General features: G+C 69.1%; 19 protein-coding genes and 1 riboswitch. Of the genes, 11 read left to right on the forward strand and 8 right to left on the reverse strand.

All coding sequences use genetic code 11. The annotated features are described in order from the left end of the window. Positions 1-160: 160 nt before the first annotated feature. Together BMY07_RS33755 and BMY07_RS18115 are read right to left on the reverse strand one after the other, a co-directional pair. The gene (locus tag BMY07_RS33755) at positions 161-1,348 is read right to left on the reverse strand and encodes a hypothetical protein (protein WP_143073532.1); all 1,188 of its coding nucleotides are present in this window, start codon (positions 1,346-1,348) and stop codon (positions 161-163) included. A gap of 41 nt (positions 1,349-1,389) precedes the next feature. Further along, the gene (locus tag BMY07_RS18115; protein WP_092779724.1) at positions 1,390-2,343 is read right to left on the reverse strand and encodes a GlxA family transcriptional regulator; all 954 of its coding nucleotides are present in this window, start codon (positions 2,341-2,343) and stop codon (positions 1,390-1,392) included. An 86-nt stretch (positions 2,344-2,429) separates the two neighbouring features. On the opposite strand from BMY07_RS18115, the gene BMY07_RS18120 reads away from it, so the two are divergent. Next, the gene (locus BMY07_RS18120) at positions 2,430-2,666 is read left to right on the forward strand and encodes a hypothetical protein (protein ID WP_092779726.1); all 237 of its coding nucleotides are present in this window, start codon (positions 2,430-2,432) and stop codon (positions 2,664-2,666) included. Here BMY07_RS18120 and BMY07_RS18125 read toward each other — a convergent pair. Then, positions 2,617-4,185 (reverse strand): dolichyl-phosphate-mannose--protein mannosyltransferase, encoded by a 1,569-nt coding sequence (locus BMY07_RS18125; protein ID WP_425426321.1) that lies wholly within the window; start codon positions 4,183-4,185, stop codon positions 2,617-2,619. The genes BMY07_RS18120 and BMY07_RS18125 overlap by 50 nt on opposite strands. Positions 4,186-4,371: 186 nt before the next feature. Here BMY07_RS18125 and BMY07_RS18130 point away from each other — a divergent pair, with 186 nt between their 5' ends. From BMY07_RS18130 to BMY07_RS18145, 4 genes are read left to right on the forward strand one after another with little or no spacing between them, the layout of a single operon-like run. Then, entirely contained in the window at positions 4,372-5,211 is an 840-nt protein-coding gene (locus BMY07_RS18130) for a helix-turn-helix domain-containing protein (protein ID WP_092779728.1), read from the forward strand. Between the two features lie 40 nt (positions 5,212-5,251). Then, complete coding sequence (locus BMY07_RS18135; protein WP_143073533.1) at positions 5,252-5,653, forward strand: hypothetical protein; 402 nt, start codon at positions 5,252-5,254, stop codon at positions 5,651-5,653. Beyond that, positions 5,650-6,477, forward strand: coding sequence for a 16S rRNA (cytidine(1402)-2'-O)-methyltransferase (gene rsmI / locus BMY07_RS18140; protein ID WP_092779732.1), 828 nt, complete (start codon positions 5,650-5,652; stop codon positions 6,475-6,477). The genes BMY07_RS18135 and rsmI overlap by 4 nt, the downstream gene beginning before the upstream one ends. Continuing rightward, entirely contained in the window at positions 6,474-7,505 is a 1,032-nt protein-coding gene (locus tag BMY07_RS18145; protein ID WP_092779734.1) for a glycoside hydrolase family 183 protein, read from the forward strand. The genes rsmI and BMY07_RS18145 overlap by 4 nt, the downstream gene beginning before the upstream one ends. On the opposite strand, the gene BMY07_RS18150 is transcribed toward BMY07_RS18145, so the two are convergent. From BMY07_RS18150 to BMY07_RS18160, 3 genes are all read right to left on the reverse strand, one after another. Beyond that, entirely contained in the window at positions 7,458-8,225 is a 768-nt protein-coding gene (locus BMY07_RS18150; protein WP_092779736.1) for an ABC transporter permease, read from the reverse strand. The genes BMY07_RS18145 and BMY07_RS18150 overlap by 48 nt on opposite strands. Then, the gene (locus BMY07_RS18155; RefSeq protein WP_092779737.1) at positions 8,215-9,183 is read right to left on the reverse strand and encodes an ATP-binding cassette domain-containing protein; all 969 of its coding nucleotides are present in this window, start codon (positions 9,181-9,183) and stop codon (positions 8,215-8,217) included. The genes BMY07_RS18150 and BMY07_RS18155 overlap by 11 nt, the downstream gene beginning before the upstream one ends. Before the next feature lie 64 nt (positions 9,184-9,247). Then, complete coding sequence (locus tag BMY07_RS18160) at positions 9,248-9,820, reverse strand: PadR family transcriptional regulator (RefSeq protein ID WP_092779739.1); 573 nt, start codon at positions 9,818-9,820, stop codon at positions 9,248-9,250. 105 nt (positions 9,821-9,925) lie between these two features. Here BMY07_RS18160 and metG point away from each other — a divergent pair, with 105 nt between their 5' ends. The 5 genes from metG to BMY07_RS18185 all read left to right on the forward strand — a co-directional run bounded on the left by metG (position 9,926) and on the right by BMY07_RS18185 (position 16,830). Further along, positions 9,926-11,713: a methionine--tRNA ligase gene (gene metG, locus BMY07_RS18165; RefSeq protein WP_092779740.1), complete on the forward strand. Its 1,788-nt coding sequence runs from the start codon at positions 9,926-9,928 to the stop codon at positions 11,711-11,713. Continuing rightward, on the forward strand, positions 11,710-12,570 hold the full coding sequence (locus BMY07_RS18170) for a TatD family hydrolase (protein ID WP_092780057.1): 861 nt from the start codon (positions 11,710-11,712) through the stop codon (positions 12,568-12,570). Before metG ends, BMY07_RS18170 begins: the two co-directional genes overlap by 4 nt. Before the next feature lie 304 nt (positions 12,571-12,874). Further along, positions 12,875-14,449: a resuscitation-promoting factor gene (locus BMY07_RS18175; protein ID WP_245782465.1), complete on the forward strand. Its 1,575-nt coding sequence runs from the start codon at positions 12,875-12,877 to the stop codon at positions 14,447-14,449. A 120-nt stretch (positions 14,450-14,569) separates the two neighbouring features. Then, positions 14,570-15,427: a 16S rRNA (adenine(1518)-N(6)/adenine(1519)-N(6))-dimethyltransferase RsmA gene (rsmA, locus tag BMY07_RS18180; protein WP_092779742.1), complete on the forward strand. Its 858-nt coding sequence runs from the start codon at positions 14,570-14,572 to the stop codon at positions 15,425-15,427. Between the two features lie 108 nt (positions 15,428-15,535). Then, positions 15,536-15,625, forward strand: a riboswitch (SAM riboswitch). A gap of 197 nt (positions 15,626-15,822) precedes the next feature. After that, positions 15,823-16,830, forward strand: a complete 1,008-nt coding sequence (locus BMY07_RS18185) for a methionine ABC transporter ATP-binding protein (RefSeq protein ID WP_092779744.1) — start codon at positions 15,823-15,825, stop codon at positions 16,828-16,830. A 763-nt stretch (positions 16,831-17,593) separates the two neighbouring features. Here the strand turns inward: BMY07_RS18185 and BMY07_RS18190 are convergent. Both BMY07_RS18190 and BMY07_RS18195 read right to left on the reverse strand, forming a co-directional pair. Further along, positions 17,594-18,553, reverse strand: a complete 960-nt coding sequence (locus tag BMY07_RS18190; protein WP_092779746.1) for a 4-(cytidine 5'-diphospho)-2-C-methyl-D-erythritol kinase — start codon at positions 18,551-18,553, stop codon at positions 17,594-17,596. Between the two features lie 377 nt (positions 18,554-18,930). After that, positions 18,931-19,455: a hypothetical protein gene (locus BMY07_RS18195; RefSeq protein WP_092779748.1), complete on the reverse strand. Its 525-nt coding sequence runs from the start codon at positions 19,453-19,455 to the stop codon at positions 18,931-18,933. Between the two features lie 243 nt (positions 19,456-19,698). On the opposite strand from BMY07_RS18195, the gene BMY07_RS18200 reads away from it, so the two are divergent. After that, complete coding sequence (locus BMY07_RS18200; RefSeq protein ID WP_092779750.1) at positions 19,699-21,477, forward strand: ABC-F family ATP-binding cassette domain-containing protein; 1,779 nt, start codon at positions 19,699-19,701, stop codon at positions 21,475-21,477. The last annotated feature ends 10 nt before the right edge of the window (positions 21,478-21,487 follow it).

A 21,487-nucleotide genomic window follows, 5' to 3' on the forward strand; every position in this document is an offset into this window, starting at 1 on the left:
GCCGCAGGGGCCCCGCGCAAAACAAGTTCGCCGCATCGAGCACAGCTCGAAACTCGCGCCCCGGCCAATGCCGAAGGCGAGGCCCCATCCATCGACGGCGCAGCCGAGCACGAGAGCCAGACACCCCTCAGCTCAAAGACCAAATCAACCGCCCACCCCGCTACTCAAGACTCAACCTCTTCCGCAACAACCGTACAGAGGCCACCTGAAGGACAGGCTTCACCTCGCCAAACTGTTGAGCCTTGTGATCCGCGAGAAGTTCGAATAGCTCAGACCTCCCGAACGCAACTTCGTTCGCATGCAGTGGCCCGCCGTGCGCGGTAGTCGATCGGAGCCCGTAGGCCATTTTCTGATACTCTTCGGCCAGTTCGGGTCCAAGCGCAACTTTAAGCGCATCGCCAAACTTGTGCTTACCTTCGAGGCCGTCCTTTCCCAAATGCTCCACGACGCCAACGAGGGCAACAAGGCCGTAGGACTCGTGCCCGTGGCCGAACAAGAGCAAGGCCTCGTGGTAGGTGTGCAGCGCTTCTCGCAGAATCTTGTCCGTCATCACCGCACTCCACGAGTCCGCAATCTCCTTCGTGATGACAAGCGGCGCCACCGGAAAGTTGCGTGACAGGCCCTTTGCTTCCTCCGGGTAGTAGATCGAGTACTCCGGCATCGGAAACAGTCCATCAATCGCAGTGCCATCCGCGAGCATGTGTGTATCCGGCCCGTACCGCAGGAGCCATGTCTGCCTCGTCACGAGCGAAATCAGCGAACAGAGGAGCTTCAAGCTCTTCCTGGCTTCATGCATGCACGATTCGTAGGAGTATCCGGTGCTTGATCCGCGAACATGTATTGGGAAAGTCGCCGCGTGTGTGACCGAGTTGAGATTGGAGCCGTTTACCAGCTCGAAGTACGGGCGTGATGCCGCGTCGAATACCATCTCTCCGATGCTCGTTGTCTCGTCCAGTACTATTAACCCCGAGTCGATCCGCGCCGGGTCCTGGCTGATTATCGCCTGCCACGAACGGGTCTCGTTCTCTGAGATCCTATCAATAGCAGCGCGAATAGATGCAATCCAGGGTGTGACGTCTTCTTCTTTGTAGATGCCGGTGCCGAGAATGTGGCATGCCACCCGACCTTCTCTGGGTGTTTCGACAAGGAGGGCAGAATGGAGCGAGCCGCCGTAGGCGGTGTGAAGGTTCTTGCGATCCGCAACTCGCGTCGTCCGGTACTCGTCAGACCCGGATCTTGCCAGGACTTCTTCTTGTAGTCGATGAAGCCATCGATCCCCGTTGATGCTGGCGAATACCGGAAGGTCGTCGGGATATGGCACCGACCAGTCATAGTTTGCGGTATTCACCCGTATCACCATCGAATATTCATTGCTGTGGAAGCTGGAACTCAAATCTGGTTCGCGAACGTCCGGCGATAGTCCTTGGGCGGTACACCCACCAATCGCTGGAAGTGGTGGCGGAGGAGGGCGGCGCTGCCGAAGCCGGATTCTCGGGCGACTTCGTCCACGGACATTCCCGTCTGCTCCAGCAAACGCCGCGCGTGCAGGATTCGCTGCGCGGACAGCCACTTGTGCGGGGTGGTGCCGGTCTCGGCAACAAAATGCCGGGCGAAGCTGCGTTCGGACATGCGAGCCCGAGCAGCCAGCGCCGCCACCGTGTGGTCCTCGGTGAGGGTCTCCAGCATCCACGCGAGAACAGGCTGGAGGCTGTCGCTCGTGCATTCCGGGATGGGGGTGTCGACGTACTGGCGTTGGCCGCCTTCTCGTTGTGGGGGGACGACCATGCGGCGGGCTATGGCGGTGGCCGCGGCGGCGCCCAGTTCTCGGCGGACCACGTGGAGGCAGGCGTCGATTCCGGAGGCGGTGCCCGCGCTGGTGATGATGTTGCCGTCGTCGACGAAGAGGACGTCGGCGTTGAGGCGGGCTTGGGGGAAGCGGGCGGCGAACTCGTCGGCGTGGCGCCAGTGGGTGGTGCAGGCGCGGTTGTCCAGTAGGCCTGCCGCGCCCAGGACGAAGGCGCCGCTGCACTCGGAGAGCAGGTTGCCGCCACTGTCGCCGGCCGCTCTAAGAGCGTCGAGGACGGCTGGGGGATAGCCGTCGCGGATAGTCGTAGCGGGAACGGCTATCAGGTCTGCCCCGTCGAGCGCCTCTAGGCCCAGCGTGGGTGTGATGGTGACGCCGACGTTGCTGCGGACCGGGGCGCCCGCGACCTCGCCGCACACCCGGAACTCGATCGGCGGGACCCCGTCGTCGGTGCGGTCGGTGCCGAACACCTCGCACAGCACGCCGAACTCGAACGGGGCGACACCGTCGATCAGCACGGCGGTCACGGTCCTCAGCATGCCGGAAGCGTAGCTGGCAGGATTTTGTCGCACAAGGTCAGAACTGCCACTGTTGGCGGGAACTAGCTCATCGCAAACTTAGCGCCATGACAACCGCGTTTGTGCTGGTCACACTGCTGGCCCTCCTGGTGCTGGGGCTCGACCGCAACCACGTCCGCACCACCACACCGCGCTCCAAGCTCGCCGGGAGCGCCGATGTCGAGGACCGCGACCTGCTCCGGATCACCGCCGAACTGCGCGCGGTCGAGCCCGACAAGACCGAGCGGCGCCTGCTCAGCGCCAGGACGGCAGCCAGAGTTCGGCCTGCCAGCGCCACTCGGTGATCGAGTCCCCGTTGAGGATCGGCCACAGCCAGGCGAAGTTCGCCACCACGAGGCCGACGTAGAGGGCGAGGGCGAGCAGACCGGTACGACGGCGTTCCGGTCCGTCGCCCGCCTTCCCCAGCAGGTGCCCGACGGTCAGCGTCAGGCCGAGCACCAGGAACGCCGCCATCGGGGTGGCGTAGAAGAAGTACATCTGCCGGTCGAGGTTGAGGAACCAGGGCAGGTACCCGGCCAGGTAGGCGGTGACCACCGCGCCGTAGCGCCAGTCGAACTTGCTGAACATCCGCCACAGGCCCCAGCCGAGCATCGGCAGCGACAGCCACCACAGCGCCGGGGTGCCGATCAGCATCGTGGCCGAGACGCACTTGGACTCGCCGCACGCGGTGGTGTTGCCCTCGTAGTAGTAGAGCATCGGCCGCAGGCTCATAGGCCACGTCCACGGCTTCGACTCCCACGGGTGCTGGGACTCGGGCTTGGTGACGAGTCCTTCGTGGAAGGTCAGCACCTTGTCGTGGTACTGCAGCAGCGACCCCAGGGCGCCCTTGATGACCGAGATCGGGTCGCTGCCGGTGGTGGCCACCAGGTGCCGGTCGATGCTGGTCTCGCTGGCGAACCACGGCGACCACGTCGCCAGGTAGGCCAGCACGGCCACCCCGACGAACGCCCACAGCGCCGGGACCACGTCCCTGGCGAGGGTGCCCAACCACGGGCTGCGCACCCCGGCCGCGCGCCGGGCGGTCAGGTCGAAGATGACCGTGAGCAGCCCGTAGGCCGCCATGAAGTACAGGCCGGACCACTTGACCCCGCAGGCGAGGCCGAGCAGCACGCCACCGGAGAGCCGCCACCACCGCACGGCGAGGCGCGGGCCCAGCGCCGAGGCGGTCACCCAGCCCTCGTCGACCGCGCGGGCCAGCCGCCTGCGCACCAGGTCGCGGTCGAGCAGCAGGCAGCCGAACGCGGCGAGCACGAAGAACGCGTGGAAGATGTCGAGCATCCCCATCCGCGACTGCAGGTGCGAGACCCCGTCGGCGATGAGCAGCACGCCCGCGACGCCGCCGAGCAGGGTGGACCGGGTCAGCCTGCGGGCGATCCGGACGACCAGCACGATCATCAGCACGCCCGCGACGGCCGCGGTGAACCGCCAGCCCCAGCCGTTGTAGCCGAACAGGTACTCCCCGATCGAGAGCAGCGTCTTGCCGAACGGGGGGTGCACGGTCAGTTCGTAGCCGGGGTTGTCCTCGACGCCGCCGTTGCGCAGCATCTGCCACGCCTGCGGCACGTAGTGCTTCTCGTCGAAGACCGGCGTGCCCTGGTCGGTCGGCCAGCCCAGGTTCTGGAACCGGACGATGCCCCCGATCAGCCCGACGAAGGCGGTGACCAGCCAGCCGCGCAGCCGGTCGGTGGGCATCGGCGTGCCCAGCAGCCGCGCGCGCGTGACCTCGGTGGGGTCGGCGGCCGGGGTCACCGTTTCGGGTGACGGTGTCCGGCTGGCCTCGTCGTCGGCTACCAGGGCGCTCACGGGGGGAGATCGTAGGCGCCCCGGTGTGCGATCCGCGTCGGAAGTTCCTCGATCGTGGCGCGTCGGTTCCTCGCGGTGATCTAGGGATCAGCTGATCGTGTAGTTGTTCGCCCAGTTCAGGAGCGGTACAAGAGGATCATCAGCCGTTGTCGTACCGGGACGCTGGCGTGACGGACGGGGTGCACAGTGCCTCCAGGACGGCCGACCATCAGGTCGCGACAGGTCGCGGGCGAGCTGCGCAGGCTGCGCAAGCAGGCCGGGTTCACCACCGGCGAGGTCGGCGCGCAGCTGGGTCTCTCGCAGGCGAAGGTGAGCCGGGTCGAGACCGGCAGCAGCGGGCTGCGGCTCGGTGACGTGCAGGCCATGCTCGGGCTCTACCGGGTGCCGGAGCCGCGCCAGGCCGAGATCCTCGACCTGGTCCGCCGGGCAGCCGAACCCGGCTGGCCGCAGGTGCACGGGCGCGGTCTGCCCGAGCAGTGGCTGACCCTCATCGACTGGGAGTCCAAGGCGGTGGCGCTGCGGGCCTACCACGGCGGCCTGGTGCCGGGGCTCCTGCAGACCGCGGACTACGCCAGGGCCGTCCTGCGCGACACCGCCGCCGAACCGCCCGGTGACGCCGAGCTGGACGCCAAGGTCGCCGCCAGGCTGGCCAGGCAGGGCATCCTCAGCCGGGACCGGCCGCCCACCCTGCTCGCGGTGATCGGCGAGCAGGCGCTGCGGATCCCGGTCGGCGGTCCGGCCATCGCCGCCGCGCAACTGCGCCACCTCGCCGAGGCCATCCGCAAGCCGCACGTCCAGGTGCGGGTGGTGCCCGACTCGGCCGGGGCGCACCCCGGGCTGGACGGCTCGTTCCTGCTGATGGACTTCGACCAGGACCGGTCCGTGGTGCACACCGAGCACCGGTCCCGGTCGCTGTTCCTCGACGACGAGGAGTCGGTCGCGGTCCACCAGCGGGCGTGGGAGCGCATCGCCGCGGTCGCCCTGTCGGCGCAGGAGTCCACCGAGATGATCACCGGCTTGACCTGAGCGCCGGGGTCGGCCCGCGGTGCGCGGGTACCCTCGCCTGGTGTTCACCACATACCGCCCGCGCTGGGAGGTCATCCTGGGGATCGCCCTCCTCGCAGGCGCCGCCGGTGCGTTGGGCCACTTCCTGATCCGCCAGGCGGTCGACCTCGCCACGGTCGTCATCGCGGTGGTCGCCGTGGTCATGACCCTGTTCCCGCTCCGGTCCCGCAGGCTGCTGGTGAGCGACGAGCTCTGCGTGGTCGAGGGCAACGGCGTGCGGGTCACCTTCCGCTGGGTCGACTTCATCGAACGCAAGGGCGGGACCCTGCACTTCACCACCGGCCGGGTCGAGCACAACGACGACTGGCCGTCGCGCAGCGCCGCCAAGCGGGTCAAGTGGCGCGTTCCGGCCTACCAGTTCCTACGGGACCAGAGCGTCCTACCGGTCGGGCTGCAGAAGTGACCGGCAGGTTGGTGTTGGCGGGAACGCCGCTGGGTGAGATCGGGGACGCCTCGGCGCGGTTGGTCGACGCGTTGGGGAGCGCGGACGTCATCGCCGCTGAGGACACACGGCGAGCGCGAGCGTTGGCGGCGGCTCTTGGGGTAACGATGGTCGGCCGCATCGTGAGCTTCTACGACGCGGTCGAGGCCAGCCGTTTGCCCGCGCTCGTTGACGCTGTCCGCGACGGGCAGACCGTCCTGCTGATCACGGACGCTGGGATGCCCAGCGTGTCCGACCCGGGGTACCGGTTGGTCGTCGCGTGTGTCGAGGCCGAGCTCCCGATCACCTGCCTGCCGGGCCCGTCAGCGGTAACGACGGCTCTTGCGCTATCCGGGCTCCCTTGCGACCGGTTCTGCTTCGAGGGCTTCGCGCCGCGGAAGTCGGGGGAGCGGCGCAAGTGGTTGGCCAACCTGCTCGACGAGCCGAGGACCGCGGTGCTCTTCGAGGCGCCGCACCGCATCGACGACCTGCTCGCCGACGCCGTCGAGGTGCTGGGTGGTCAGCGGCGCGCCGCGGTGTGCCGGGAGTTGACCAAGTCGTACGAGGAGGTCAAGCGCGGAACCCTCGCCGAGCTGGCCGAATGGGCGCGCGAGGGGGTGCGCGGGGAGATCACCGTCGTGCTGGCAGGCGCCGAGCCCCGCACACTGGACCTCGACACCCTCGTCGAGCGGGTCAGGGCGTTGGCGGCCGAGGGCACCCGGCTCAAGGACGCCGCGGCCGAGGTCTCGGCGGCGACGGGGGTGAGCAAGAAGGCCCTCTACGACGCGGCGGTGAGTCGAGCATGACCCCTCCGATCGGCACCACGCTGATCGCCAAGATCACCGGCCACGACTCGGCCAACGACACCGCCCGCCGGTTCGGGGTGCACGCCACCGATCTCGGCCTGCTGTGGGCCGACGCCGCGGGCAGGACGTTCGTGCTCTTCGGTGACACCTACGGCGAGGGTTGGTGCGGCGACGGCGCCGGGCCCAGCGAGGGCAGCGACTGGCGGTGCAACTTCCTCGCCGTGTCCACCGACCGCGACCTCGACAACGGCCTGCGATTCGACGCGGTGATCACCGGGCCGGGCGGCCACGCCAGGCAGGTCCTCGACCGCGACCCCCGGATCGACGAGGAGACGGTCATTCCCTGCTCGGGCGTGGCCATCGGCGACACGCACTACCTGCACTACATGTCCGTCCGAGCCTGGGGCTCGCGCGGGCGGTGGACCACGAACTACAGCGGTATCGCTGTCTCCACCGATGGCGGTGAGACCTGGGACAAGCCCATGAGCGCCCGGTGGATCAATCGCGCCGAGCGAGACCACCCCTTCCAGATGGGTGCGTTCGCGCTGGGGGAGAACTACCTCTACCTCTTAGGCACTCCCAACGGTCGCTGGGGTAACGCCAGCTTGGCCCGTGTCGCCAAGGACGAGGTCTTGGACACACGCGCCTACGACTACTGGAACGGCGCCGGTTGGTACCCCCGGGACGAGTTCCGCGCGGTGCCGGTGATGCAGGGCAACGTCGCCGAGCTGTCGGTCATCTACTCGGTCCACTTCGGACGCTGGCTCGCCATCCACCTAGACGAGGCTTTGGGCGCTCTAGTGCTGCGCAGCGCAGAGACGCTGACCGGGCCGTGGAGCGAGGGCAGAGTAATCGTCACCAGTCAGGACTACCCCGGCCTCTATGGCGGCTTCATCCACCCGGCATCCGCGCACGGCCCGGTCATCTACTTCACGATGTCACTCTGGCAGTCCTACAACGTCTATCTCATGCGGACCGACCTAAGCGCTCTCACGGCGGAAGGTCCGGACGCCCCAGTAGAGGCTTAGCGCGGTCATCGCGAACAAGACGATCGAGCCGGTAAGAAGCGCGTCGGTGGTGAACTCGCTGCGGAACGAGGCGCGTTCGGCGTCGACTACGTGCGTGAAGGGGTTCCACCGCGAGAGGGTGTAGAGCCAGTCCGGCGCGAGGCCGTGTGTGATCGGGATGAAGATGCCGGACAGCAGCAAGATCGGCATCAGGACCGTGTTGAGCACAGCCGGGAACGCCTCTTCGCTGCGCAAGGTCAACGCCAACGCGTAAGAGCACGAGGACAGCGCAAGAGACAGGCACGCCACCATCACCAAGGTCAGCGCTACCGCTCCGAACGAGGCGCTGAGGTCGAACACGGTGAACGCGAGGATCAGGATCAGCACCGCTTGCGCCAGGGTCTGCACGGCATCTCGTAGGACACGGCCGAGGAGCAGCGAGACCCGGCTCGCCGGAGTCACCTGCATCCGCTCGACGACGCCCATCCGCAGCTCGGCCAGTAGCCCGAACCCGACGAAGGACGCGCCGAACAGCGCCAGCTGCACGATCAGCGCCGGGGTGAGGATCTGCCAGGAGGTGCCGGGCGGGAAGCCCGGGGTGTTCTCGGTCATCCGTTCCAGCAGCGGACCGAAGAAGAACAGGTACAGCAGCGGCTGCATCACGCCGATCACCATCCACGCGGGGTTCCGCAGGGACAGCCTCATGGCCTGGTTGAAGACGAGCCAGGTTTCACGCAGCAACGTGGGCCTCCTCTGCGTCGCGGATGGTCCTACCGGTCAGGGTGAGGAATACGTCGTCAAGAGTGGGTTGGAGTACTCGAAGCGAGGTTGTGCCGATACCGGCGGAGTCCAGCGCGCGCAGCAGTTCCGGTAGTGCCAGATCGCCGCGAGGGACCCGGAACTCGACAGTGGAACCTGTAGTGGCCACGGCATCCCCGCCAGCGATGCGCGCCGCGATCTCCGCCGTGCGGGTAAGAGCCAGTTCCGGCACTCCTACCGCCACCAAGTCCCCGGACACCTTCGCCTTCAGTTCGGCGGGGGAGCCGGTAGCGACGATCGCGCCGTTGTCCATGACCAGCACCCGGTCGCACAACGCGTCAGCCTCGTCGAGGTAGTGCGTAGTGAGGAAGACAGTGGTGCCGAGGTCGGCCCGCAACGCCCGGATGTGCTGCCAGACGTTCGCCCGGCTGCGCGGGTCGAGTGCGGCGGTCGGCTCGTCGAGGAACACGACGCTCGGCCGGTGCACCAAGCCCAGCGCGATGTCGAGCCTGCGCTGCTGCCCGCCGGAGAGCGACTTGATCGGACGCTCCAGCAGGTCGCCCAGGTCGAGCCGCTCGGCGGCCGAGTGGGCCTGGACCGTCGCGTCCGCCTTGCCCATGCCGTGCAGGCGGCCCTGCAGGACCAGGTCCTCCACCACCCTGGACTCCGGGATCGTGCCGCCGCCCTGCGCGACGTAGCCGATCCGGCGCCGCACACCGACCGGGTCCGCGGCGAGGTCCTTGCCCGCGACCACCGCACGGCCCGCGGTCGGCCGCAGCAGCGTCGTCAGCATCCGCAGGGTCGTGGTCTTGCCCGCGCCGTTCGGCCCGAGGAACCCGACGAGCTCCCCGGACGCCACGGCCAGGTCGACGCCGCGCACCGCCTCGATGGTCTTGCCCCTGGCCTGGAAGCTCCTGGCCAGGCCCTGTGCCTCGATCATGCCCACCCCTCTAGTCAAACTTGACTACCAAGGCGTGCAGCATGCGCCGACCGGGCGGGTCTAGTCAAACTTGAATACTCGGCGGCGTGCCGTCCTCGGTCATCTCGTAGGCACCGTCCTCCAGCTTCGCCAGCAGCTTGCGCGCCCACTCCAGGTCCGCGACCAGCTGAGCGAGCCACAACTGGGCCTGCTCCATAACGTGCTCCGGCTTGATCGGCGGACCGCCGAAGGACCAGTCCTCCATCTCCCGCCGCTGCACCTCTAGCGCCGAGACCCGCTCCTTAAGCCGCGCGATGGCGTCCTCACGCCGAAGAGTCGGCAACATCGCGATCGCCGCGTTGAGCATCCACGGGTCCCCTGGCGTGGACAGCCCTGACCGGACCAGCCGGGTCAGCTCCGCGCGCCCCGCCTCGGTGATGCTGTACGAGGTGCGGTCCGGACCGCCGTCACCCTGCTCGGGTGCGTCGACCAGCAGTCCGTCCGTGACCGCCCGGCGCAGCGCGTGGTAGAGCGAACCGGGCTTGATCCGCGCCCAGCTGTCCGCCCGCCAGCTCTGCAGCTCGGCCCTGATCTGGTACCCGTGCGCCTTGCCCGCCCAGAAGACCACGCCGAGCACCAACATCCGCGTGGCCGACATACCGCCCTCCCGGGACCCGGTGATTTTCGTCCAAGGCTAGGCGTGGGCCTGGCGAGGTGTAACCCGGCGGCTCTGGTGCGCGGCCACTCCGTACGCTAGTGGCCCATGAGCGCCCCCGTGTTGACCGCGGTGGCCTGGCCTTACGCCAACGGCCCCCGCCATATCGGTCACGTGTCCGGATTCGGTGTCCCTTCGGACGTTTTCTCCCGCTACATGCGCATGTCCGGCCACCGCGTGCTCATGGTCAGCGGCACCGACGAGCACGGCACGCCGATCCTCGTCCAAGCCGAGAAGGAAGGCCTGACCACCCGCCAGCTGGTCGACAAGTACAACCGGGTCATCGCCGAGGACCTCCAGGGCCTCGGCCTGTCCTACGACCTGTTCACGCGCACTACGACCGGCAACCACTACAAGGTCGTGCAGGACCTCTTCCTCTCTCTATGGCGCAACGGCTACGTGCAGTCCAAGGTCCAGATGGGCGCTATCAGCCCGTCCACCGGCCGCACGCTGCCGGACCGCTACATCGAGGGCACCTGCCCCATCTGCGGTTACGACGGCGCGCGCGGCGACCAGTGCGACAACTGCGGCAACCAGCTCGACCCGGTCGACCTCAAGAACCCCAGGTCCCGGATCAACGGCGAGGTGCCGAAGTTCATCGAGACCGAGCACCTGTTCCTCGACCTGCCCGCGTTCACCGAGTCGCTCGGCTCGTGGCTGTCCACCCGCACCGAGTGGCGCCCGAACGTGCTCAAGTTCAGCCAGAACCTGCTCGACGACCTGCGCCCCCGGCCGATCACCCGCGACCTGGACTGGGGCATCCCGGTCCCGCTCGACGGCTGGCGGGACGCGCCGATGAAGCGGTTCTACGTCTGGTTCGACGCGGTCATCGGCTACCTGTCGGCCAGCGTCGAGTGGGCGCGCCGCACCGGTGACGCCGACGCCTGGAAGGAGTTCTGGACCGACCCGGCCCAGGCCTACTACTTCATGGGCAAGGACAACATCGTCTTCCACTCGCTGATCTGGCCGTCGCTGCTGCTGGGCCAGAACGGCGCGGGCGACAAGGGCGGCACCCCGGGCCGGTTCGACACGCTGAACCTGCCCACCGAGGTCGTCTCCAGCGAGTTCCTGACCATGAGCGGGTCGAAGTTCTCCACCTCGCGCGGCACGGTGATCTACGTCGGCGACTTCCTCAAGGAGTTCGGCGCCGACTCGCTGCGCTACTTCATCTCGGTCGCGGGCCCGGAGAACCAGGACACCGACTTCACCTGGGACGAGTTCGTCCGCCGGACCAACTTCGAGCTGGCCAACGAGTGGGGCAACCTGGTCAACCGGTCGGTGTCGATGGCGCACAAGAACGTCGGCGCCGTGCCTGCCCCGACCGCGCCGACCGCGGCGGACGCCGAGCTCAAGGCGCTGGCCAAGGCCGCGTTCGCGACCGTGGGCGACAACCTGCGCCGGTCCCGGTTCAAGGCGGCGGCCTCGGAGGCGATGCGGGTCGTCGGCGCGGCGAACAAGTACCTGTCCGACGAGGAGCCGTGGAAGCGCAAGGACGACCCCGCGCGCCGCGACACCATCCTGCACACCGCGCTGCAGGTCGTCTCCGACGCCAACACGCTGCTCACCCCCTTCCTGCCGCACTCGGCGCAGAAGGTGCACGAGCTGCTCGGCGGCAAGGGCGTGTGGGCGGCCCAGCCGGAGCTGCGCGAGGTCGACGATCTGGACGACCCGTCGATCAGCTACCCGGTGCTCACCGGTGACTACGCGGGCGAGCAGGCCGCGTGGGGGTCGGTGGACATCGAGGTCGGCACGCCGCTGACCAAGCCGGAGCCGCTGTTCGCCAAGCTCGACCCGAAGCTCGGCGAGACCGGCCCGGAGTGGGCGCCGGTCACGTGACACCCCGCAAGGGCGAGCGACCGCCGGTGCCGGAGCGACTTCCGGCGCCGGTGGTCGACGCACACACCCACCTGGACGCCTGCGGTGCCAAGGATGCCGCTGACGTGTCCACAATGCTCGACCGCGCCGAAGAGGCCGGAGTGGACAGGGTCATCACCGTGGCCGATGACCTTGCCTCGGCGCGATGGGCCGCTGAAGCGTCCACGTGGGATAGCCGTGTCTTCGCCGCCGTCGCTATCCACCCGACGCGCACGGCAGAGTTCACCGACGCGGACAAGGTGGAGATCGAGCGGTTAGCCCAACAGCCGCGGGTAGTGGCGGTGGGCGAGACAGGGCTGGACTACTACTGGGACTACAGCCCGCCCGCGGCCCAGCACGAGGCGTTCCGCTGGCACATCGACCTCGCCAAGCGGGTCGGCAAGCCGCTGATGATCCACGACCGGGACGCGCACGCGGACATCCTCAAGGTCCTCACCGAGGAGGGCGCCCCCGAGGTGGTCGTCTTCCACTGCTTCTCCGGGGACCTCGACTTCGCCAAGGCGTGCGTGGAGCGCGGTTTCGTCCTCTCCTTCGCGGGCCCGGTGACCTTCCGCAACGCGGCTCCTTTGCGTGAAGCGGCGGCGTTCGTGCCCGCGGATCAACTCCTGGTCGAGACCGACGCTCCATTCCTCACCCCCCACCCTTTCCGCGGCAGGCCTAACGAGCCGTACTGCGCCGCTTACACACTCAGAGACCTCGCGCAGCTACGCGGAGATGACGTCGCCGAGCTCGCCGGCGCGGTGTCCGCGACCGCGGATCGCGTGTTCCGACTGCGCACTGTGACATCGGACCTTCCGAACGGTGAAGGATTGCGATGATCGGGGGATGGCGCGGCGCGGACAGGGGTGTGACAGGACTCACGAGATCGCTGGATGTGTTTGCGCAACCTCCCGGCCCCCGTTACTGTCCCGTGACCGTACGACTAGGGGCACCAGCCCCGAGTCGGCCCGGAGCCAGTCCGAGCAGTGTTGACCGTCGGGGTTGGCTGGTTGCGGGTCGTCGGACACACACGAGGCGCGAGAGCGGCCGAGCACGCGAGGGAGTGGACGTCGGTGGCCAGACCGAACCGACATCCACGGCGGGACGCGGCCGGATCTGGTGCCCTCTGGAGGAAACGACCCTGTGAGCGGTAAACAGACCGGCGGTTCCGACCGCCCTGGGCACGACGGCTTCTCCGCCGACACCGACTGGTTCACCCCGGTCCAGGTGGTCAGCGAGACCACGCTCGATGACGACTTCACCGCGTGGCAGTCGGAGTTCCCGAGTCTCCCCAGCTTCCCCGATGGTCAGTCTGCACCCGAATTTTCCGGCTTCGCCTCTGTCGGTTTCCTCGACACCCGCCGCGAGTTCGACGACGGTTACTCGTCCTCGCTGAGCATCACCGACCACGACGTCCGCCACGCACTCGGCCCGCAGGCCGACGAGATCATGGCGACCGCCGGTGTCGACGTCGACGAACTCATCCGGCTCATCAACGCCGAGACCACCGTCCTGCCGGTCATCCCCGATGACCTCTCCGTCGCCGCGCAGCCGCTCAAGGTCGGCGAGGCCGACGCACCCGCGCCCGGGCTGCTCGCCGCGGTCAAGCGGTGGAAGGGCACCTTCCTCAAGGCCACCATCGCGGCCGTCCTGGTCACCCTGATCGGTGGCGGCGGCGCGGCCATCGCGATGAACAACACGGTCACCGTCGAGGTCGACGGCCAGACCAAGCAGGTCAACACCTACTCCGACACCGTCGGCGAGGTCCTGGCCGAAGAGGGCATCGCGGTCGGCGCGCACGACTCGCTGAGCCCGTCGCCGAGCGCCGAGATCGGCGACGACGGCAAGATCGTGCTCCAGCGCGGCCGCCAGCTGCACCTCAAGGTCGACGGCGAGCAGCGCGACGTCTGGGTGCGCGCCAACTCCGTCGGCGAGGCGCTGCGCCAGGCGGGCGCCCCCGTGGCGGGCTCGTGGGTCTCCGTCGGCAACGACGCCCAGGTCCCGCTCGAGGGCCTCGCGGTCGAGATCAAGACCGCCAAGGAGATCACCCTCTACGACGGCGGCAACGCCGGTGTCCCGGTCCGCACCACCGCGGTGACCGTGGGCGAGCTGCTCGGCGAGCGCGGCCTCTCGCTCGGCCCGCAGGACGCGATCCTGCCCGGCGCCGACCTCAAGCTGGCCGGTGGCGCGGAGATCCGGATCAGCCGCACCGGCGTGACCGTGATCAACCAGGCCGAGCCCATCGCGCCCCCGGTCGAGAAGGTCGACGACCCGGAGCTCGACAAGGGCAAGGAGACCGTGGTCGAGCCCGGTGTCCCCGGCGAGCGCATGGTGACCTACCGGATCACCGAGAAGAACGGCAAGGTCGTCAAGCGCGAGGAGATCGGCGCGAAGACGCTCACCGAGGCCAAGCCCAAGGTCGTCAAGGTCGGCACCAAGAAGCCGCCGCAGCCGGTCATCTCCGACGGCGCGGCCTGGGACCGGCTCGCCCAGTGCGAGGCCACCGGCAACTGGGCCATCAACTCCGGCAACGGCTACTACGGCGGCCTGCAGTTCAACAAGAGCACCTGGGACTCCAACGGCGGCGGCCAGTACGCCGCCTACCCGCACCAGGCCACCCGCGAGCAGCAGATCGCCATCGCCACGAAGGTCCGCGACGCCCGCGGCGGCTATTCCGCCTGGCCCGCCTGCGCCCGCAAGCTCGGCCTGCCGACCTGATCCGCTAATCGTCGCCAAAAGGCCCCTTCCTTTACCGGAGGGGCCTTTTGGCATTTCCGGAATGGGTGCGGAAACGGGCCGGTGCGCGCATTGCCGCCCGTCCCGAGTAGCATCTCGGCAATGACCGGTTCGGCGTTGCTCAGCCCGGTGGACGTGCGCAGGCTCGCCGCCGAACTCGGGGTGCGGCCGACCAAGAAGCTCGGCCAGAACTTCGTGCACGACCCCAACACCGTCCGGCGCATCGCGACCACCGCGCGGCTCAGCCCCGACGACGTCGTCCTCGAGGTCGGCCCGGGACTCGGCTCGCTGACGCTGGCGCTGCTGCCCGAGTGCGCCTCGGTCGTCGCCGTCGAGATCGATCCAGTGCTCGCCGCGCGTCTACCCGGGACGGTCGCCGAACGCGCGCCCGGGTTTGCCGGTCGACTCAGCGTTGTGCTCGGCGACGCCATGCGGGTCACCCGTGCCGAACTCGGCGCCGAGCCGACCGCGCTCGTGGCCAACCTGCCCTACAACGTCGCGGTGCCGGTCGTGCTGCACCTGCTGGCCGAACTGCCGAGCCTGCGCACCGTGCTGGTGATGGTGCAGGCGGAGGTCGCCGACCGGATGGCGGCCGGGCCGGGCGGCAAGGTCTACGGCGTGCCCAGCGTCAAGATCGCGTGGTACGCCGAGTCGCGTCGCGTGGCGACGGTGTCGCGGGCGGTCTTCTGGCCAGTACCCAATGTGGACTCCGCGTTGGTTTTTCTCACCCGGCGGCCAAGTCCGGAGGGTGTCGACCGCGCCGCGGTGTTCGCCGTCGTCGACGCCGCGTTCGCCCAACGCCGCAAGACGCTGCGCGCGGCACTGTCCGATTGGGCCGGTTCACCCGCGCGGGCCGAGGCGGTGCTCACCTCGGCGGGGGTCGACCCGACCCTGAGGGGTGAGCAGTTGTCGGTAGGGGACTTCGTCCGGATAGCCCAGGCGTTCACTCCGGTGCAGTAGCGCGAACCCGCCACCGTTACTCCCCCGGTGTGATGTATCGAACCCGGGACCTCAACTTGACCTCACACGCTTGCTTTTGGCGGTCCCGGTCGGGTCTACTCTTGGGGCATTCCATCCCGAGCGGCCGAGAGACCTGGCTCCAAGACGCCGCAGCAACCACCCAACGTGGGCAGGTGCTACCGCCAGGAGCGATGGAGGAGTGAGAACGGATGCAGATCCTCACCACACGCCGGGTCATCGACCAGTGCAGGCGTTCTGTGACGGCATGTCGACCGATGTGCGTAGCCCGCTGATCTTCGCGTAGCACCACGTCTTTCGCAGCACCCCCCTCCCGGAACCGGACTGTCCTCTGTGGACTTCTGGTCTGCCGTCGCGCCCGCTTGGAGTTAAGCACCGTGATCACCGTCGAGAACCTCAGCAAGTCCTTCTGGGGCAACACCGGCCCCGTCGTCGCCATCGATGACGTCACCCTGGACGTGCCCACCGGCACCATCACCGGCGTGGTGGGCCCCTCCGGTTCCGGCAAGTCCACCCTCGCCCGCCTCGTCGCGCTGCAGGAACGCCCCGACAGCGGCGTCATCCGCGTCGACGGCTTCAACACCGCCGCGCTGGACCCGCGCAGACTCCGGGCCGCCCGCAGGCGCATCGGCGTCATCACCCAGGGCGACCTGCTGCCGCAGCGCACCGCCGCGGGCAACATCGCGCTCCCGCTGGAGCAGGCCGGGATCGACGGCCCGCAGCGCCGCGAGAAGGTCGGCAAGCTGCTCGACCTGATCGGCCTCACCGACAAGGCCGCCCGCTACCCCGACACCCTCACCGACGGGCAGCGCGCCCGGGTCGAGGTCGCCCGCGCCCTGGTCGGCGACCCCGGGCTGCTGCTCGCCGACGACCCGACCCGCTCGCTCGACTCCGACGCCGCCGCCGGTGTGCTGACGGTGCTGGACCGGGCGCGCGCCGAACTGGGCGCCACGGTCCTGGTCGTGACCAGCGACTCCGGTGTCGTCCGGCGGATCGCCGACGACGTCGCGCTGCTCGACGGCGGCAAGATCACCGAGAGCGGCAGCCTGCTGTCGCTGGTGCAGGACGCGAACAGCCAGGTCGCGCAGACCCTGCTGCCCTCGATCGACGTCCCGAAGAGCGCCACCGCCGGGTACGACCGGGTCGCCGAGGTAGTCCTCATCGGCTTCGCCGCCGTCGGCGCCCTGCTGCCGGAGGCCACCTCCCGCTTCAGCACCAACATCTCCGTCATCGGCGGCGGCCTCACCCGCGTCGGCGAAACCCCCGTAGCCCGCTTCCTCCTCGGCGTCACCGGCGCCTGGGCCGACCAGTCCCTGACCTGGATCGCCGAACGCGGCGGCGTCGTGCGGCCGCAGGTCGGTCTCGCCCGCACTGTTGCCGCCTGACGCTTTCTTGATCGCCCGGCTCACTTCGGTGAGCCGGGCGATTTTCTTGTACCGCGCCCGGTCTTCGTTTGCCGCGCGCCACCGTGCTTCCCGCGCAAGACCGTGCTTCCCGCGCACCACCGTGCGGCGGCTCCTATTCCGCACTCATCCCGTCAGCCAGCCATGACCGCGCACCTCTAGCGCGCGCCAGTCCTCTACACAGTCAGTCGCGACTACTCCTCGAACGCTCGCCAGTTCTCATACGCAGTCAGCCGTTGACAGCGCCTCCAGCGCGCGTCAATCCCCTTAAGCAGTCGGCCGTGACTGCGGACCTCGAGCGCGCGTCAATCCCTTACGCAGTCAACTGTGACTGCTCCTCTAACGCACGCCAGTCCCCTTGCACAGTCAACTGCGACCGCGGCTCTAGCGCACGCCAGTCCCTTTACTCAGTCAAACTGCGACCGCGCCCCCAACACGCGTCAATCCCCTTAGCCCACAACAACTTATCCCCCGAACACGCCTCTAAGCCCACCCCAGCCCGCTTCGCGCGCACGCGGTCCCGACCCTGCCCAGCCCCCACCCACTCCGGGGGGCGTCCCAGTGCCAGTCTATCGGCACCCCCCGACAGACGATCTTGAAACAAGCCGCCGAAGATCCAGATGTGGATAACTTCTGTAGCTGGGACGGGTGAATTGGATTCACTCGGCGGGCAGGGGTTCGCAGGAAGCGGGCAACGGGCGCCGGGAGTACGCCGCCGCGGCGGGCAAGTCGTTCAGAAACTGGCTTAGGCGTGGGCTTCCGGAGGGACGGGGCGGTCCTCGGTCGCGGTGATGCGGGCGCCGGGGACGGGGCCGTGCGCCACGCGGACGGTGCGGCAGACGCCCGCGCCGGACAGCTCAGCGGCTACGCGCAGGGCGGCGTCGGCGTCCTCGCAGAGGAAGGCGCAAGTGGGGCCCGAGCCGGAGACGGTCCCCGCCAGGGCGCCCGCGGTGACACCGGCGCGCAGGGTGCGGCGCAGGCCCGGGCGCAGGGAGACCGATGCGGCCTGCAGGTCGTTGCCGAGGAGCAGGGCGAGCTTGCGCGGGTCGCCGGTGGCGAGGGCCTCGAGGACGGGTTCGACGTCGCCGATGCGGGGTGGGTCGCCGTCGGCGCGGAGGCGGTCGAGCTCGCCGTAGACCTTGGGGGTCGACAGGCCGCGGCGGTCGAACGCGAGGACCCAGTGGTAGGTGTGCCTGGTCAGCACCGGCACGAGCCGCTCGCCCCGGCCGGTGCCCAGCGCGGTACCCCCGTGCAGCACGAACGGGACGTCGCTGCCCAGCCGGGCGGCGACCTTCGCCAGCTCGTCGCGGCCGATGTCCAGCCGCCAGAGCGACGCCAGCCCGACCAGGGTCGCCGCGGCGTCCGCGCTGCCCCCGGCCATGCCCCCGGACACCGGGATGCCCTTGCGGATGACGATGCGCACCTTCGGCTCGTCCGCGTCCCGCCCCACGTGCCGCGCCAGCTCCTGCACCGCGCGCCAGGCCAGGTTGCTCGCGCCGGTCGGCACCGAGTCCGCCCCCTCGCCGTGCACCTCGACCCCCGGCTCATCGGCCACGGCGACGGTGACCTCGTCGGTCAACGACAACGCCTGGAACACGGTGGCCAGGTCGTGGTACCCGTCCGGCCGCAGGTCCCCCACGGCGAGGTGCAGGTTGACCTTCGACGGCACCCGGACGGTCACCGGGGCAGGCACGACAGCGAGCACCCGGCCAGCCTACGGGGACCCGGCCGCGCACCATGAATCCCCTGGTCCACCTCACTCCCGGGTGAACTTTCCCGCCGCACCCCACCCAACCCGCACAGATCCCCAGGTCGCGCCATCCCCAACTCCCGAGTTGTCCACAGCTCGCCCCATTCCCCCTGGCCTGCACCCGTGACCCACTAGACTGGCGACGGGGACGCCCCCCGGAGAGGGTGGGGGCCGGGCTGGGGTGGGACCGCGCGTGCGCGTAAGAGGGGCTGGAGGGCGGGTAGGGCTAACGGAGCTGCGGGATGACGTCGAGTGGGCGCGGAGGTGGGGTTACCGGCTACGGCGGTGGCGGTGGGTAAGAGCGTCAGGCTGCGGAGAGACGCGAGGGGCGGCTAATAGCTCCAGTGCCAGCCGGTGACGTCGTTGGGGAGGTTGTGGGGTTTGTAGGTCAGGGTGCCGTGGACGCTGGCGGAGTCGATGAGGACCACGCCGTAGTAGCCGGAGTCGGAGAGGTAGAAGTCGTCCGGGAGGTAGCGGTGTTCGGGGAGGCAGGACGTCACGATGCCCTTGCCGGTCTGCTTGCCGTCGGCGTCCTCGGTGGCGAAGTCGCCCGCGCTCATCCACCAGCCGGAGTCGGGCTGGTACTGCTCGCTGGTCTTGAGCACGATGGTGGCGGCGAGGTAGTGGCCGTTGTTGGGCGGCAGGCTGCCCGGCTCGGTGCAGTCGACGGCCACGACGCTGTCCAGCCAGAGGGTGGCCAGGGTGGGGCTGCCGCTCGAGCGGATCGCGATCTGGCCGCCGAGGCGGGCCGCGGTGGTCCCCCCGGACGGCTCGGACCCGCTCGAACAGGCGGCGAGCAGCAGGCCCGCGGCCACCGCGGCGACCGGGAACCGCGCCAACCGGCGCACGTACGACATTTGACCTCCAGACGAACTTCTATGTCGTAACTAGTCGAATTTTGTTACCACGTCAAAAGAATCACACGGAGCGTGTCCGAACGGTTGCGCGCAAACGGAACCGCTCACCTTCGGTCGCCGTCCGAATGCGCTCGATATTCGGTAAAACTGGGAAAGTGACGGCCCGCACCCGGTCGACCACCGGCCACGGTGGATACGCTTGCCCCCGGTGTGTCCGGCGGATGGCGGGGAGTGCGGGGCTAGATGACCAACCTGGTCAACCTGGAGAACGTCAGCAAGAGCTTCGGTGTGCGGCCGCTGCTGGACGGGGTTTCCCTCGGTGTAGGGCGCGGTGATCGCATCGGCGTCGTTGGGCTCAACGGCGGCGGTAAGACCACCCTGCTCGAGGTGCTGGCAGGCCTAGAGCCCGCCGACGAGGGCAGGGTGTCGCGTGTGCGCGACCTGCGGATGGCGGTGGTGACGCAGCGCACGGAGTTGGCGCCGGGGTCCACTGTGCGCAACGCCGTGCTGGATCCACTCGGGATCACCGAGGACCACCAGTGGGCGGCCGACCCGAGGGCGCGGTCGATCCTCACCGGCCTGGAGATCACCACGCTCGGCCTGGACAGCCCGGTCGACACGATGTCCGGCGGTGAGCGGCGCCGGGTCGCGCTGGCCGCCGCGCTGGTGCGCGAGCTGGACCTGGTGGTGCTCGACGAGCCGACCAACCACCTCGACGTCGAGGGCGTGCAGTGGCTGGCCGACCACCTGATCTCCCGGGGCACCGCGCTGGTGGTCGTCACCCACGACCGCTGGTTCCTCGACACCGTCTGCAGCCGCACCTGGGAGGTCGTCGGCGGCCAGGTCGAGCAGTACGAGGGCGGGTACGCCGACTGGATCTACGCCAGGGCCGAGCGCGCCAGGCTGGCCGACACGCTGGAGGAGAAGCGCCGCAACCTGGCCCGCAAGGAGCTGGCCTGGCTGCGCCGCGGCGCCCCGGCCCGCACCTCGAAGCCGCGCTACCGGATCGACGCGGCCGAGGCGCTGATCGCCGACGTCCCGCCGCCGCGCGACAACGTGGAGCTGCTGGCGTTCGCCAAGCGGCGCCTCGGGCGGACCGTGGTCGAGTTGGAGGACGTGTCGATCAGCGCGGGGGACAAGCCGATCCTCGACCGCGAGACGTGGCGCATCGGGCCCGGTGATCGTGTCGGGCTCGTGGGCGTCAACGGCTCAGGTAAGACCACCGTGCTCCGGTTGCTTGCAGGCGATAGCGAGCCTCAGGCCGGTAAGCGGATCCAGGGTCAGACCGTCCGTTTGGCCCACCTGACGCAGGAACTGCACGAGCTACCGCCGCAGCTACGGGTCCTAGAGGCGGTCGAGGAGATCGCGCGCCGCGTGACGCTCGGCAAGCAGGACCTGTCGGCGTCGCAGCTCGCGGAGCGGTTCGGGTTCCCGGCGAACAAGCAGTGGACCCCGATCGGCGACCTGTCCGGCGGCGAGCGGCGCAGGCTCCAGCTGGCCAGGCTGCTGATGGCCGAGCCGAACGTGCTGCTGCTCGACGAGCCGACCAACGACCTCGACATCGACACCCTCCAGCAGCTGGAGGACCTGCTCGACTCGTGGCCGGGCACCATCGTCGTGGTCTCGCACGACCGGTACCTGGTGGAACGCGTCTGCGACCGGGTCGTCGCCCTCTTCGGCGACGGCAAGGTGACGCACCTGGTCGGCGGCATCGAGGAGTACCTGACCAGGCGCGCCGCGAGCCTGGCCGCCGCCTCACCCGCCAAGCCCCAGCCCGCGGCGGCCGCCACCGCCGTCAAGGTCAACGCGGCCGACCGGCGCGCGGCGCAGAAGGAGCTGGCCAGGCTGGAGCGTCAGGTCGAGACCCTGGCGAAGAAGGAGGCCACGCTGCACGCGGCCCTCGCGGAGGCGGCCACCGACGCCGCCAAGCTGCTCGAACTCGACGCGGAGCTGCGGTCGGTCGTCGCGACGAAGGACGAACTGGAGCAGCGGTGGCTCGAACTGGCCGATACCGCGGAGTAACACTGATCTA

It is taken from the genome of Actinokineospora terrae, from assembly GCF_900111175.1.
GTDB lineage: Bacteria > Actinomycetota > Actinomycetes > Mycobacteriales > Pseudonocardiaceae > Actinokineospora > Actinokineospora terrae.